Below are 13,127 nucleotides of genomic sequence, written 5' to 3'. Positions count from 1 at the left end.
AAATGAGTTCCGGGCGCGCGGAACTTTTTTTCAGCCCCGACGTTTTCACCATCTCAACGGGATGGGAGAAGTCCATGCGTACAGAGCCTGCAGAGCGCAATTTCTCCAATCAAAACAAGGGGTCATATATGTCGCTAGCCCGAGAAATCGCGCCTCACCTGCCGCTTCTGCGCCGCTATGCTCGTGCGCTGACGGGTGCGCAGGACAGCGGAGACGCGTTCGTGGCGGCTTCTTTGGAAGCAATTGTCGCGCGGCCCGAGGAATTCCCGCGCCATTTGGAGCCGCGCGCCGGCCTCTACAAGGTTTTCCATCGCATATGGGAAAGCGCGAACGTGGAGCTCAATGGCGGGTCAGAAGAGATGTCGTTTGGCGCACGCAAGGCGCAAGAGCGTTTGAAGGCCTTGGCGCCGCTCAGTCGCCAAGCGCTGCTGTTGACGACACTGGAAAATTTCACACCGCAAGAGACGAGTGAAATTCTTGGTCGGTCGTCCGATGAAGTCGCTGCTTTGTTGGACGATGCGTATGACGCTCTCGATCGCCAAACCAAGGCGCGGATTCTGATCATCGAAGATGAAGCCGTGATCGCGATGGACTTGAGCGACCTCGTGACGGCGGCAGGCCACAATGTGTGCGGCGTTGAATCGACGGCGTCAGGCGCTGTCGCCACCGCGAAGCGCGAACGTCCGGATCTGGTGCTGGCCGACATTCAATTGGCCGATGGTTCGTCGGGCATCGACGCGGTGAAGGATATTCTTGCGTCGTTCGAAGTGCCGGTGATTTTCATCACCGCATTCCCCGATCGCCTGCTCACCGGCGAGCGCCCGGAGCCGACGTTCTTGATCACCAAGCCGTACTCGCCGGACATGGTGCGCGCGGCGGTCAGCCAAGCTCTCTTTTTCGAGAGCACCGGAAACCTGAACTGAGGGTGCGCGTTCCCTTTGCGCGCGCCGCTTTGGGCGGCGCGGCGCAAAGGAGAGACCTATGTCAAATATTAAAGCCCCGCTTATTGCTCTCGCCGCTCTGATGGCCGCTGGTTCGCTGGCCGCCTGCAACACCGTCGAAGGCGCGGGCCGCGACATCCAAACTGCCGGCGATGCGATCGAAGAAACCGCGCAAGAAACCAACGACGGCAACCCGAACACTCCGTAAAAGGCGACCTTTCGCGGCCCTGTGCGCAAAACGCGCATGGGGCGCGCGCCTGGGTGCTGCGGCAATACGGGCCGTGACTTTTCAGAATTTCCGCGCAATCTCGCGCTCATGAAAAAGCTTCTCAGCGTCTGCGCTATCGCTCTCCTCGCCGCTTGCGGCCAGCAGCAGAGCGCGCCGGAAACGCCACCCGTCGCAGAGACACAAGCGCCAACCATCGCGATCGAAATTGTTGAGCCATGGGCCGGGCAAACACCAGGCGGCGTTGATGTGTCCGCCGGCTATCTCACCATCCGCAACACGACGGGCGCCGACGATCAGTTGGTCGCGGTGTCGAGTCCGCGCGCATCGCGCTCAGAAATCCACGAAATGACGATGGACGCGAATAACGTGATGCGGATGCGGCCGGTCACGACGTTAACTATTCCCGCTGGTGGCGAAGCTTTGCTGCAGCCGGGCGGCCAGCATCTGATGTTCTTCGGCGTGACGCAGCCCTTCACGGTCGGCGAAGAAATCCCGGTGCAGCTCACGTTTGCGAACGCCGGCGTGATCGATGCGAATTTGCAGGTGCGCGCCGGGGCCATGCATGGCGGCGATCATTAATCGATCGGCAGCACCGTCGTATCCTTGAGGTGTTCCAACACGATAGAGCTTTCGAGGTGCGCAATCGCGGCGCAGCGCAGAAACTTGCCTTGGATGATCTCCTGAAAATGCGGCAGGTCGCGTGCGATCACCTTCACAAGATAGTCCGCCTCCCCCGTTAGCGCTACGCAGAGCGTGACCTCGTTCATGCGCTTGATCAGATCGTGAAACATCTTCACGTTGGCGGCGGAGTGATCGCGCAAACGAATGCGAATGATCGCCGAGCACGTGAGCCCAGCGCTGACCGGATCGATCAGCCCCACCACGGCCCGTAGCACACCAGCTTCCTTGAGCCGACTTAGCCGGCGGGAAACCAGGCTGGGCGAAACGCCGGCGGCCTCGGCGAGCTCGGCCTGCGAGAGCGAAGCGTCGCGCTGCATCGCCCGCAGCAGGCGGCGGTCGGAGTCGTCGAGGTCGATGGCTTCATGTTTCATGCGTTGATCGGCCAATATTTGCATCATTTGTGCGCCATGGGGCGAATACGTGCGCCGAATGTCGCAGAATATGCGCCCGAACGCCAGTATTCTCGCATTCCATGAGTGCAAAACTGAAATCTTCGCCCCAGACGGCGCCCGCCACCGATTGGAAGCGCGTCGTCGAACTCGTCCAAATTTCACGCGCGATGGACGCGATCGAGGAAACGACGCTCGTTCCCGGCAAGAAGATTTTCTACCAATTCAGCGCGCGCGGCCACGACATGGCGCAAGTGCTGCTGGGCCTGCACCTCACGCATCCGAAAGACGCGATCTGCGGCTATTATCGCTCGCGCCCCATCCTGCTCTCGCTTGGCGTCGCACTCGAAGACGCGCTGGGCTCCGCGATGGGCCGCGCGGGCGGCTACTCGGATGGCCGCGATATCGGCGTAGTGTTCAACTATCCGAACGCGCACGGCGCATCAGCGTTGCCAATGTGCGGCGGCGTCGGCGCGCAATACACGCCAACAGCCGGCTATGCGCAGGCGATCGAGTATCACAAGAGCGTACTCGGCGATCGTTCCTATGACGGCGCGATCGGCGTTGTGCTGGGCGGTGATGCGTCGGTCGCGACCAACGGCTTCTGGTCTGCGCTGACGATGGCGACGACGCTGAAGCTGCCAATGCTCTTCTATGTCGAGGACAATGGCTATGGCATCTCGACGCCAAGCTGGCTGCAAACACCGGGCTGCAACATCGCGCAGAATCTCGCGAGCTTTAATGGGCTCAAGATTTATGACGGCGACGGCACGGATCCGGAAGAAGCGGCGTATCTGATCCGGGAAGCGGTTTCGCATACGCGCGCGGGCCGAGGGCCGGTGCTGCTGCATCTCAATGTGCCGCGCCTGCAGGGGCATTCGTTTCAAGACACGCAAGCCTACAAAAGCAAAGATGTGGTCGAATCCGAATGGGCGCGCGATCCATTGCCGAAGCTGAAGGCGCATGTGGTGCCCTCGCTTGTGAGCGAGGCCGATTGGGCGGCGTTTGAAGCGGGCGCGCAGGAACGGGTCGCGCGTGCGGCGCAGATCGCGGACCAACGACCCGTGAGCGAAGCCTCGCAAGTGACGCGCTTCGTGTTCAGCGAAGACGGCGCGCTGCAGGACGAAGGCGGGCTCTGGAATAGCGGCTATGAAGCACCACGCGCGAGCAATACGCCAAAGCCTGAAGGCGCGCGCATCAATATGATCACCGCTATCCGACGTACCTTGGATCATGAGCTTGCGGTGAACCCGCGCGTGCTGGTTTTCGGCGAAGATGTCGGCCCCAAGGGCGGCGTGCACGGCGTGACGCTCGGACTGCAAGATAAGTATGGCGATGGTCGGGTGTTTGATACGTCGCTTTCGGAAGAAGGCATTATCGGCCGCGCCGTCGGCATGGCGATCGCCGGCCTGATGCCGGTGCCGGAAATTCAGTTCCGCAAATACGCGGACCCCGCGTGCGAGCAGATCAATGATTGCGGCACGATGCGCTGGCGCACGGCCAACCGCTTCGCCGCGCCAATGGTGGTGCGCATGCCTGTTGGCTTCTTCAAGTGCGGCGATCCTTGGCACAGCCAAACCAACGAAGTGCAGTTCGTGCATTCGCCGGGCTGGCGGGTTGCGTGCCCGTCAAATGCGGAAGACGCCGTTGGCCTGCTGCGCACGGCGCTGCGCGGCAACGATCCGGTGATGTTCCTAGAGCATCGCAACATGCTCGATGCCGCGAGCGCGCGCCGGCCCTATCCGGGCGATGATTTCGCGTTGCCGTTCGGCGTCGCCAAGCGCGTCCGCGAAGGCGATGCGATCACGCTCGTCGCGTGGGGCGCGATGGTGGAGCGGTGCGAAGCAGCGGCGGAAAAAGCTAGCGTGCAAGCGGATATTCTTGATCTGCGAACATTGGCGCCGTGGGATAGCGAAGCTGTGCTCGCGTCTGTGAAGCGCACGCATCGTTGCTTGATCGTGCATGAGGACATTGGCACGGGCGGCTTCGGCGCGGAGATCGCGGCGGTGGTCGCAGATCACGCGTTCCTCGATCTCGATGCACCCGTCGCACGTTTGACGATGCCGGACATTCCCTCCCCGCACCATCCCGAACTGATGGAATGGGCTTTGCCGTCGGTCGAGAAGATCGCGGCGAAGATCGAAGAGCTGGTGGGCTTCTGATGGCGGACCCAATGAACATCGTCATGCCGCTGGAGCAGGAAGGCTCGAAATCGGTCGTACGCGCGTGGCTGAAGCAAATCGGCGACGCGGTAAAGCAAGACGAGCCGATTGTTGAGCTGGAGACCGATAAGGTCGCGGTTGAGGTGCCGGCGCCGGCGGATGGCGTGTTGGCGGCGATTGCATTAGGCGAAGGCGACGAAGCTGCGCCCGGTGCAGTGCTTGGCGTGCTGACGCTCGGTGTTGAAGCATCGGAACGTCAGCTTCCAGCCGGCAACGTTCAGCCTGCCAATGCTCAATCCGATGAAACAAAGATGCCGGCTGGAAGCCGGCGGTCCGCTGATGGGCGCGAGATGCGCCTGTCGCCTTTGGTGAAGCGATTGGTGTCCGAGCATCGGCTCGATGTTGATGCAATCACGGGCACAGGCCGCAATGGTCGGGTGACGCACCTGGATGTTGAGCACCACATCGCGCGCGGCTCCGCGAAGGCTAGCGCGAAACCGGCGCCAGCGTCGGCCATCGTGGGGGGCCGCATTCCCCATGACGCGATGCGGCGCGCGATTGCGGAGCATATGTCACGCTCGGTGGCGGTCGCGCCGCATGTCACGGCCGTGTTCGAGGCCGATTTCTCAGCGATCATGGCGCATCGCGCCAAGCACAAGGACGCATACGCCAAGAGCGGCGCGCAGCTTACGTTCTCGGCCTACATCGTGCGCGCGGCGGCTGAGGCGATGAAAGTGGCGCCCGCGGTGAACGCGCGCTGGCACGACGATTTCCTCGAAGTCTTCGAGGATGCGAACATCGGCATGGGCGTGGCGTTGGGCGACAAGGGTTTGATAGTTCCGGTCGTGCGCCGGGCGCAGGCGCTGACCCTGAAAGAAACGGCGGCGGCGCTGACCGACCTCACCGAGCGCGCGCGCAAGAACGCGCTGAAGCCGGCGGACGTGCAAGGCGGCACGTTCACGATTTCCAATCATGGCGTCTCGGGCTCGCTCGTCGCGACACCGATCATCATCAACCAACCGCAATCGGCAATCCTGGGCGTCGGCAAATTGGAGAAGCGCGTTGTCGTACGCACCGTGAATGGCGCCGACGCGATGCTGATTAAGCCGATGGCGTACGTATCGCTCACCATCGATCACCGTGTGCTCGACGGGCATCAAACCAATTCCTGGCTGACGCGCTTTGTTGAAATCCTCGAAACCTGGCCCCAACAAGACCAAGTGGAAGATTAGTCCATGCTCGAAACGCTCGCGCCGAAGGCGCCTGACTCTCTTTTGAAGATCATCAAGATGTTTCGCGAAGACTTGCGGCGCGAGAAGATCGATCTCGGCGTCGGCGTCTATAAGGACGCCACCGGCAACACGCCGGTGATGCGCGCGGTCAAGGACGCCGAAACGCGCCTACTCACAAACCAAAAGACCAAGACTTATGTCGGCCAACAGGGCGACGTGGAATTTCTGCGCCTCGTCGGCGAACTTGTGTTTGGTGACGCTGGCGCGGACATGGTCTCGATCCAGGCCGTGGGCGGCACGGGCGCGCTGCGTTTGGGCTGCGATCTGCTGCGCGAAAGCGGCGCCAAGCGTGTGGTGTTGCCCGCGCCATGTTGGCCGAACCATCCGTCGATCGTGCGCGCTGCGGGCATGGCGCCGATCGATGCCCCTTTCTTCAACATCGGTGAACAACGCATCGATATGGACGCATTGCTCGGTGCGTTTGCGCAGCTGGAGCGCGGTGATGCCGTGATCCTACAGGCGGTGTGCCACAACCCGCTCGGTGCGGATTTCTCGCTGGAGCAATGGGCGAACCTGGCCGATGCGTTGAACGCGCACGGAATCACGCCGTTCCTCGATCTCGCCTATCAGGGGTTCGGCGACGGCATTGACGAGGACGTCGTGGGCCTGCGCGCCTTCCTGGCGCGCGTGCCGGAGGCCGTGATCGCGGTGTCTGAGGCCAAGACGTTTGGCATTTATCGCGAACGCGTCGGCGCGCTCTACGTGAAGACGGCTGAAAAAGCGCGCGCGGTTGTGATGAGCAATCTCGCGGCGATTGCGCGCGCGAATTATTCGATGCCGCCGGATCATGGCGCGGCGATCGTGCGCGAAGTGCTTGGGGATGCGGTGTTGCGTCAGTCCTGGCGCGATGAGCTCGACGACATTCGCGCACATATCAAGCGTACGCGCACGGCGCTCGCGGCGGCGCGGGTAAACTCGCTGCCGATGCATCTGATCGCGGCGCAGAAAGGCATGTTCTCCACACTGCCGCTGAGCGAAGCGCAGGTCGTGGTGCTAAGAGAGCAGCACGCAATCTACATGACGGATACGGCGCGCATTAACGTGGCTGGGTTGCGCGAAGCGGACATTCCTCGCTTTGTGGAAGCGTTGAAGGCGGTCGCCTAAACACGATTCTTCGCCCAGTCCCACACACGTTCTGGCGCTTCGATCATGGCGTTGTGGGCGGCGCCCGCGATGGTGACAGCGTGCGGATCGTGCAGCCGAATATCGGCGAGCGCGCACATGGGGTCGCTCTCACCAGCGGCGAGATGCACCGGGCAGCGCGCCGCAGCGATGAGATCGTCCATCGGCGGCGGGCCTATAAGCCCCGTCGCTGGATCGGCCGCGAGTTGGAGGCCATCGGCGGCGAGGCCGGCGCGCGCGATGGCGCTGTTCTCGCTAACGAGACCACGTAGGCCTGCGACTTTGAGATAGAAGGCAGCCGCTTCGGCGGAGGTCGCAAATGTCTTCGCGGGCGCTCGTGCGCGCACAGCGAGGCCTTCGGTTTCGGCGTCAGTCCAGACGATCTTGATGCCGAGCCCTAATGCCGCTTTTGGCGTAAAGCCATAGCAGCCCGACGCCAGCGCTAACGCGATCACACCGCCCATCGAATGGCCAAGCACCGAAACTGCGCGCGCGTCCGGTGCGTGATGCACCACGGTTTGCGCTACATCTTCGGCATGCGCCTCCAGCGCATACGATTCACTGCGCGGCGAGCGACCGTGACCACGCAGATCCGGCGCGATCCAGCGGCCAGACTATTCGCGTTCGAGCACGTCAATAAACGGGCGCCACACTTCGCGTGTCGTGCCCATGCCGTTGAGCAGCACGAGCACGTCATCGCCCTGCCCGCCGCGATCCGCTTCGAGCAGCATCAGGCCGCGTTCATCGTCAGCAGATCGTACGCGGCGACGACTTCGCCTGCGCGATTGGTGACGACGACGTCCCAGCGCACTTCGCCTTGATCCGGCTTACGCAGCGTTTTGTCTTTCACCGTGAGCGCGACTTGGATGGAATCGCCGGGCTTCACGGGCTTTACGAAGCGCAGCGTATCGAGGCCGTAATTCGCGAGCACCGGACCCGGATTGGGATCGACGAAAAGACCTGCGGCGAACGACAGAATGAGATAGCCGTGCGCGACGCGGCCGCCAAAGAGCGGATTGGCGCGTGCGGCTGCTTCATCCATGTGCGCGTAGAAATTATCGCCGGTGAAGGTGGCGAAGTGCTCGATGTCGTCGAGCGTGATCTCACGCGCTTTGGTTTTGAGCTGATAGCCAAGCGGCAGATCGTGGAATTTGCGGCGGAACGGGTGTTGCTGCGCCTCCTGCGTCGGCATGCCGGCGATGTAGCGACTGACGATCGCGGAAAGCGTGCGCGGATGGCTCTGGAGCGCGGTACGCTGCATGTAATGCGTGACGCCGCGAATGCCGCCCATCTCTTCGCCACCGCCGGCGCGACCGGGACCGCCGTGGATAAGATGCGGCATCGGCGAGCCGTGGCCGGTGCTTTCCTTGGCGCTATCGCGATCGATGAAGGCGAGACGACCGTGGAAAGCGCCGCTGCCGAGCACGATTTCGCGCGCGAACGCGGTGTCGTAGGTGAAGACGCTGGCGACGAGCGAGCCTTTGCCGCGATTGGCGAGGGCGATGGCGTCGGCGGCGTCCTTGTACGGCATCAGCGTGCACACTGGACCGAATGCTTCAACATCATGTACGGCGCGCGCGGCCCACGGATTTTCACAACGCAGCAACACGGGCGACATGAAGGCGCCCTTCGCGTGGACGGGCGCGGTGTTCGGATCGCCGAAGACGACGGCCGCGTCCCCGCTCAATTCCTTGATCTTCGCGCGCACGTCGTCGCGTTGGGCGACGCTGACGAGCGCGCCGAGCTTTGTGGTGTCTTCGCGCGGATCGGCAGGCGATACTTTGCTGAGCCGTTCGATCAGCGCCGCTTGCGCCACATCCAGCAACGCGGCCGGGACCATCGCGCGGCGGATGGCGGTGCACTTCTGGCCCGCCTTCGTCGTCATCTCCTTAGCGACCTCTTTAATGAAGAGATCGAACTCGGGGCTTTCGGGCGTCGCGTCGGGACCAAGGAGCGAGGCGTTCAGCGAGTCTTGTTCGGCGACGAAACGCACGCCTTCATTGGCGATCGCTGGATGGGTTTTAAGTTTGGATGCAGTGTGCGCCGAGCCGGTGAACGAGACGACGTCGCCCACGCTCAGATGATCGAGCAGATCGCCAGCGGAGCCGACGACCAATTGCAGCGCGCCCTTCGGCAGCACATTCGCGTCGAGCATGATGCGCACGGCGGCTTCGGTGAGATACGCGGTCGCGCTGGCGGGCTTCACGATCGCAGGCATGCCAGCCAGGAAGGTGGGCGCGAGCTTTTCGAGCATGCCCCAGACGGGGAAGTTGAAGGCGTTGATGTGCACGGCGACGCCTTGCAGCGACGTATAGACGTGCAAACCTTGGAACGTGCCATTGCGCGAGAGCGCTTCGACGGCGCCGTCGATCAAGATGCGATCGTTCGGCAATTCGCGGCGGCCTTTGCCTTGATAAACCGAGAACGTGCCGATGCCGCCTTCGATGTCGATCCAGCTATCGGCTTTGGTCGCGCCGGTATTGGCGCTGAGTGCGTAAAGTTCATCCATGCGCGCCGTAAGCGCTTCGGCGAGCGCTTTCAACATGCCGGCGCGTTGATGGAAGGTGAGCGCGCGCAGCGCAGGCCCACCCTGCTCACGCGCAAACCGCGCCATGGCGCCGAAATCGAGCCCTTGCGAGGAGGTGAGCGCGACGATCTCGCCGTCGATGGCGGAACGCAATTCAGCAAGACCGCCCGAGCCGGCGACCCAATTGCCTTCGGCGTAATTCTGCAGCGTAATCGGCTTCATATTCAGTGTCCGGTGAAGTTGGGCTGGCGCTTCTCTAAGAACGCCGCGACGCCTTCTCGATAATCGTGCGTGTGGCCGAGGCGGCGTTGCGTGTCGCGCTCGATCAGCAATTGTTGATCGAAGGCGTGCAACGCACTTTCGCGGATCAATTTCTTGGTGCAGGCGAGGCCCTTGGTTGGCGCCGAGGCGAATTTCGTGGCGAGTGCATTGGTTTCGTCGGCGAGTTTATCGTCGTCGACGCATTTCCAGATCATGCCCCAGTTTTCGGCGCGTTCGGCTGTCACCGGCTCGCCGGTCAACGCCATGCCAAGTGCGCGCGTGAGACCGACCGTGCGCGGCAGCGTCCACGTGCCGCCGGAATCCGGGATCAATCCGATATTGGCGAAGCTCTGAATGAACTTGGCGCTGCGCGCAGCGAGCACGATATCGCAAGCGAGCGCGATATTGGCGCCCGCACCCGCGGCGACGCCGTTCACGGCGCAGATCACAGGCACTTCGAGATGGGCGATGCGTTTGACCAGCGGATTGTACCGCACCTCGAGCGACTCACCGAGATCGACGCCGTCTTCCGTCGGCGCCACCGCGCGATCGGATAGATCCTGCCCCGCGCAGAAACCGCGCCCAGCGCCCGTCAGCACAACGACACGCGCGTGCGCTTTCGTGATCTCGTTGAAGGCGTGCCGCACTTCGTCGTGCATCTGCACGGTGAAAGAATTGAGCCGATCCGGGCGGTTGAGCGTGAGCCGCGCGATGTTGTCGGAAATGTCGAGAAGAATTGTCTCGTAGGGCATCGCGCGCTTCCTCCAAAGCTCGTCGTTCCCCCTGGCGTAAAACAGAAGTTTTGGGCGGTCAAGATTGATTGACCGATTGGTCAGTTATTGCTAGAGTGCTCGGATTGGAGACTGGCCGATGTACACGACCGATCTGAGCGGCAAGAAAAGCAAGCCCGAAACCGCTGTTACGGAAGAGCCAACCAAGCTCGCGGCGTTCGAAGCGCGCGTGGCCGCCGATGAATTCATCGAGCCCAAGGATTGGATGCCGGAGGCGTATCGCAAGACGCTGATCCGTCAGATTTCGCAGCACGCGCATTCCGAGATTGTCGGCATGCTGCCCGAAGGCAATTGGATCACGCGCGCACCGAATTTGCGCCGCAAGGCGATTCTGCTCGCGAAGGTGCAGGATGAAGCCGGCCACGGGCTCTATCTCTATTGCGCTGCGGAGACTTTGGGCGTCTCGCGCGACGAGATGACGGAAGCGCTGCTCAGCGGCAAAGCCAAGTACTCCACCATCTTCAATTATCCGACACTGACCTGGGCCGACATTGGCGCGATTGGTTGGCTGGTCGATGGCGCGGCGATCATGAACCAAGTGCCGTTGCAGCGGACATCGTACGGCCCGTACGCGCGCGCGATGGTGCGTATCTGCAAAGAAGAGAGCTTCCACCAGCGCCAAGGCTATGAGTGCATGATGCAGCTGGCGGCTGGCACGCCCGAGCAAAAGCGGATGGCGCAAGATGCGCTGAATCGTTGGTGGTGGCCGTCGCTGATGATGTTCGGCCCGCCGGACGATAAGAGTCCGAACACCGAGCAAAGCATGCGCTGGCGCATCAAGCGCGATACGAATGATGAGCTTCGCCAGAAGTTCGTGGACATCACTGTGCCGCAGGCCGAAGCGATCGGTCTGCGCGTACCTGATCCGGCGCTCAAATGGAACGAAGCGCGCGGCGCCTATGATTTCGGCGACGTCGACTGGGAAGAATTCTACGCCGTCGTGCGCGGTGAAGGCCCAGTTGCCAAAGAACGAAATCAAGCGCGCGTGAAAGCTTGGGAAGATGGCGCCTGGGTGCGCGAAGCGGCGCGCGCGCATGCGGAAAAGCGTGCGATCGCGAAAATTGCGGCGGAGTGAGACGATGAGCGATCCGAGCAAGGAATGGCCGCTGTGGGAAGTGTTCGTGCGCGGCAAGGGTGGCTTGAGCCATCGCCATGTCGGCAGCGTACACGCGGCGGACGGCAAGATGGCGCTTGAGCATGCGCGTGATACGTACACGCGGCGCATGGAGGGCGTGAGCTTGTGGGTGTTGCCGTCGGCGCAGATCGTCGCTTCCGATCCGGGCGATGCGGCGGCTTTGTTCGCGCCGGCGGAAGACAAAGTCTATCGCCACCCGACCTTCTATAAAATCCCTGACGGCATCACGCACATCTGATGGAGAACGCGCTCCCTCCTCTCGCGGCCTATGCGGCGCGGCTTGGCGATGATTCATTGATCCTCGGCCAACGCTTGGGCGAATGGTGCGGCCATGCGCCGGCGCTTGAAGTTGATCTCTCGCTCTCGAACGTGGCGCTCGATTTGATTGGGCAGGCAACGCATTTCTTGGGCCTTGCCGGCGCCATCGAGGGCGCTGGGCGCGAAGCGGATAAGCTCGCCTTTCATCGCGACGTGATGGATTTTTCCAATTGCCTGCTGGTCGAACAGCCGAATGGCGATTTCGCGCAGACGATCGCGCGGCAATTTCTGTTTTCGCACTATCAGGCGCTGCTGTTCGAGCAGATGGCGCAAGTAGAGGACGAGCGCTTTGCCGCCATCGCGGCGAAGGCGCTGAAGGAAGTGAAGTATCACGCAACTTTGGCGAGCGATTGGGTCGTGCGTCTAGGCGACGGCACGGACGAGAGCAAGGCGCGCATGACCACCGGCCTCGATTGGATGTGGCGCTTCGCGGACGAGCTGTTCGTGATGGACGACGTCGATGCGGCCGCGATCGCGGCTGGCGCTGGCGTAGATAAGGCGGCGCTGCGCGCGGATTGGGATACGCGCGTTGATGCAATTCTGGCTGACGCAACTTTAGCGCGGCCGGCGGCGCGGCGGCCCGTGCTTGGCGGGCGCGTCGGGCGGCATTCGGAGCATCTGGGGCATTTGCTGAGCGAGATGCAGTTTCTGCAACGCGCTTATCCAGGGGCGACGTGGTGAGCGCCGTGCGCGCCATCACCCATACCGATCGCATCCGCGCGGTTCTGGCAGATGTGCCGGACCCGGAAATTCCGGCTATCTCAATTGTTGAGCTTGGAATCGTGCGGGATGTACGCGCGGATCGCGTGGTGATTACGCCGACTTATACCGGCTGCCCGGCGACGCATGCGATTGAGCAGAGCATTCGCGCGGCGCTCGATGCGCAGGGATTTGGCGATGTGGCGATCGAGACGACGCTTTCGCCGCCGTGGTCCACCGATTGGATTTCCGATGTGGGCCGTGACAAATTGCGCGCTTATGGCATTGCGCCGCCGCCGAAGGGCGCTGGCGCATCCGCATTGAAAAATGCGCAGGCGGCGGAATGTCCGCGCTGCGGTTCGATGCAGACGGAAGAAGTTTCGCGATTTGGCTCAACGCCGTGCAAAGCGCTTTGGCGCTGCAAGGCGTGCGCGGAGCCGTTTGATCGATTCAAATGTCACTGAGTGTTTTCCATGCTCCCCCGTTTACGGGGGAGCTGTCAGCGAAGCTGACTGAGGGGGCCAGTGCGCGCGGCTGCCGGACTTACCCCCTCCGGCTCGCTTTGCTCGCCACCTCCCCC

Annotated in this window: 14 protein-coding genes; 10 read left to right on the top strand and 4 right to left on the bottom strand. The window is 62.4% G+C overall.

The features are described from left to right. Window positions 1-128 precede the first annotated feature (128 nt). The 3 genes from EPJ54_RS12900 to EPJ54_RS12890 all read left to right on the top strand — a co-directional run bounded on the left by EPJ54_RS12900 (window position 129) and on the right by EPJ54_RS12890 (window position 1,749). On the top strand, window positions 129-923 hold the full coding sequence (locus EPJ54_RS12900; RefSeq protein WP_135212159.1) for a response regulator: 795 nt from the start codon (window positions 129-131) through the stop codon (window positions 921-923). A 58-nt stretch (window positions 924-981) separates the two neighbouring features. Beyond that, window positions 982-1,149, top strand: coding sequence for an entericidin A/B family lipoprotein (locus EPJ54_RS12895; protein WP_135212158.1), 168 nt, complete (start codon window positions 982-984; stop codon window positions 1,147-1,149). Between the two features lie 108 nt (window positions 1,150-1,257). Continuing rightward, on the top strand, window positions 1,258-1,749 hold the full coding sequence (locus EPJ54_RS12890; protein WP_167755716.1) for a copper chaperone PCu(A)C: 492 nt from the start codon (window positions 1,258-1,260) through the stop codon (window positions 1,747-1,749). Here EPJ54_RS12890 and EPJ54_RS12885 read toward each other — a convergent pair. Beyond that, entirely contained in the window at window positions 1,746-2,249 is a 504-nt protein-coding gene (locus tag EPJ54_RS12885; protein WP_135212156.1) for an Lrp/AsnC family transcriptional regulator, read from the bottom strand. The two genes, EPJ54_RS12890 and EPJ54_RS12885, sit on opposite strands and share 4 nt — an antisense overlap. Window positions 2,250-2,323: 74 nt before the next feature. Here EPJ54_RS12885 and EPJ54_RS12880 point away from each other — a divergent pair, with 74 nt between their 5' ends. From EPJ54_RS12880 to EPJ54_RS12870, 3 genes are read left to right on the top strand one after another with little or no spacing between them, the layout of a single operon-like run. Beyond that, the gene (locus EPJ54_RS12880) at window positions 2,324-4,402 is read left to right on the top strand and encodes an alpha-ketoacid dehydrogenase subunit alpha/beta (RefSeq protein WP_135212155.1); all 2,079 of its coding nucleotides are present in this window, start codon (window positions 2,324-2,326) and stop codon (window positions 4,400-4,402) included. Then, on the top strand, window positions 4,402-5,634 hold the full coding sequence (locus EPJ54_RS12875; protein ID WP_135212154.1) for a dihydrolipoamide acetyltransferase family protein: 1,233 nt from the start codon (window positions 4,402-4,404) through the stop codon (window positions 5,632-5,634). The genes EPJ54_RS12880 and EPJ54_RS12875 overlap by 1 nt, the downstream gene beginning before the upstream one ends. Window positions 5,635-5,637: 3 nt before the next feature. Continuing rightward, window positions 5,638-6,798 (top strand): amino acid aminotransferase, encoded by a 1,161-nt coding sequence (locus EPJ54_RS12870; protein WP_135212153.1) that lies wholly within the window; start codon window positions 5,638-5,640, stop codon window positions 6,796-6,798. On the opposite strand, the gene EPJ54_RS12865 is transcribed toward EPJ54_RS12870, so the two are convergent. From EPJ54_RS12865 to paaG, 3 genes are all read right to left on the bottom strand, one after another. Next, window positions 6,795-7,418 (bottom strand): alpha/beta fold hydrolase, encoded by a 624-nt coding sequence (locus EPJ54_RS12865; RefSeq protein WP_135212152.1) that lies wholly within the window; start codon window positions 7,416-7,418, stop codon window positions 6,795-6,797. The two genes, EPJ54_RS12870 and EPJ54_RS12865, sit on opposite strands and share 4 nt — an antisense overlap. A gap of 128 nt (window positions 7,419-7,546) precedes the next feature. After that, window positions 7,547-9,565 carry a phenylacetic acid degradation bifunctional protein PaaZ gene (paaZ, locus tag EPJ54_RS12860; protein WP_135212151.1) on the bottom strand — a complete coding sequence of 673 codons (2,019 nt, stop codon included), beginning with the start codon at window positions 9,563-9,565 and terminating at the stop codon, window positions 7,547-7,549. A 2-nt stretch (window positions 9,566-9,567) separates the two neighbouring features. After that, a complete protein-coding gene (gene paaG / locus EPJ54_RS12855; protein ID WP_135212150.1) occupies window positions 9,568-10,356 on the bottom strand; it encodes a 2-(1,2-epoxy-1,2-dihydrophenyl)acetyl-CoA isomerase PaaG in 789 nt (262 codons plus the stop codon). A 118-nt stretch (window positions 10,357-10,474) separates the two neighbouring features. Here paaG and paaA point away from each other — a divergent pair, with 118 nt between their 5' ends. Genes paaA through paaD form a run of 4 tightly spaced genes read left to right on the top strand, consistent with a single transcriptional unit; the run spans window position 10,475 to window position 13,011 of the window. Further along, complete coding sequence (gene paaA, locus EPJ54_RS12850) at window positions 10,475-11,470, top strand: 1,2-phenylacetyl-CoA epoxidase subunit PaaA (protein ID WP_135212149.1); 996 nt, start codon at window positions 10,475-10,477, stop codon at window positions 11,468-11,470. A gap of 4 nt (window positions 11,471-11,474) precedes the next feature. Further along, window positions 11,475-11,768: a 1,2-phenylacetyl-CoA epoxidase subunit PaaB gene (gene paaB / locus EPJ54_RS12845; protein ID WP_135212148.1), complete on the top strand. Its 294-nt coding sequence runs from the start codon at window positions 11,475-11,477 to the stop codon at window positions 11,766-11,768. Continuing rightward, a complete protein-coding gene (gene paaC / locus EPJ54_RS12840; protein ID WP_135212147.1) occupies window positions 11,768-12,529 on the top strand; it encodes a 1,2-phenylacetyl-CoA epoxidase subunit PaaC in 762 nt (253 codons plus the stop codon). The genes paaB and paaC overlap by 1 nt, the downstream gene beginning before the upstream one ends. Next, the gene (paaD, locus tag EPJ54_RS12835; RefSeq protein ID WP_135212146.1) at window positions 12,523-13,011 is read left to right on the top strand and encodes a 1,2-phenylacetyl-CoA epoxidase subunit PaaD; all 489 of its coding nucleotides are present in this window, start codon (window positions 12,523-12,525) and stop codon (window positions 13,009-13,011) included. The genes paaC and paaD overlap by 7 nt, the downstream gene beginning before the upstream one ends. Window positions 13,012-13,127 lie beyond the last annotated feature (116 nt).

This window comes from Vitreimonas flagellata, from assembly GCF_004634425.1.
Classification (GTDB): domain Bacteria; phylum Pseudomonadota; class Alphaproteobacteria; order Caulobacterales; family Aquidulcibacteraceae; genus Vitreimonas; species Vitreimonas flagellata.
Note: the sequence above shows the minus strand (reverse complement) of the source record. Positions and strands in the feature narration are given on the sequence as shown.

Excerpts from the sequence above, each read along its gene's own strand:
- EPJ54_RS12890 (WP_167755716.1), top strand. The coding sequence starts at position 1,258 with ATGAAAAAGCTTCTCAGCGTCTGCGCTATCGCTCTCCTCGCCGCTTGC.
- EPJ54_RS12900 (WP_135212159.1), top strand. The coding sequence starts at position 129 with ATGTCGCTAGCCCGAGAAATCGCGCCTCACCTGCCGCTTCTGCGCCGC.
- EPJ54_RS12870 (WP_135212153.1), top strand. The coding sequence starts at position 5,638 with ATGCTCGAAACGCTCGCGCCGAAGGCGCCTGACTCTCTTTTGAAGATC.
- paaA (WP_135212149.1), top strand. The coding sequence starts at position 10,475 with ATGTACACGACCGATCTGAGCGGCAAGAAAAGCAAGCCCGAAACCGCT.
- paaC (WP_135212147.1), top strand. The coding sequence starts at position 11,768 with ATGGAGAACGCGCTCCCTCCTCTCGCGGCCTATGCGGCGCGGCTTGGC.
- EPJ54_RS12875 (WP_135212154.1), top strand. The coding sequence starts at position 4,402 with ATGGCGGACCCAATGAACATCGTCATGCCGCTGGAGCAGGAAGGCTCG.
- paaB (WP_135212148.1), top strand. The coding sequence starts at position 11,475 with ATGAGCGATCCGAGCAAGGAATGGCCGCTGTGGGAAGTGTTCGTGCGC.
- paaZ (WP_135212151.1), bottom strand. The coding sequence starts at position 9,565 with ATGAAGCCGATTACGCTGCAGAATTACGCCGAAGGCAATTGGGTCGCC.
- EPJ54_RS12885 (WP_135212156.1), bottom strand. The coding sequence starts at position 2,249 with ATGATGCAAATATTGGCCGATCAACGCATGAAACATGAAGCCATCGAC.
- EPJ54_RS12880 (WP_135212155.1), top strand. The coding sequence starts at position 2,324 with ATGAGTGCAAAACTGAAATCTTCGCCCCAGACGGCGCCCGCCACCGAT.
- EPJ54_RS12895 (WP_135212158.1), top strand. The coding sequence starts at position 982 with ATGTCAAATATTAAAGCCCCGCTTATTGCTCTCGCCGCTCTGATGGCC.
- paaG (WP_135212150.1), bottom strand. The coding sequence starts at position 10,356 with ATGCCCTACGAGACAATTCTTCTCGACATTTCCGACAACATCGCGCGG.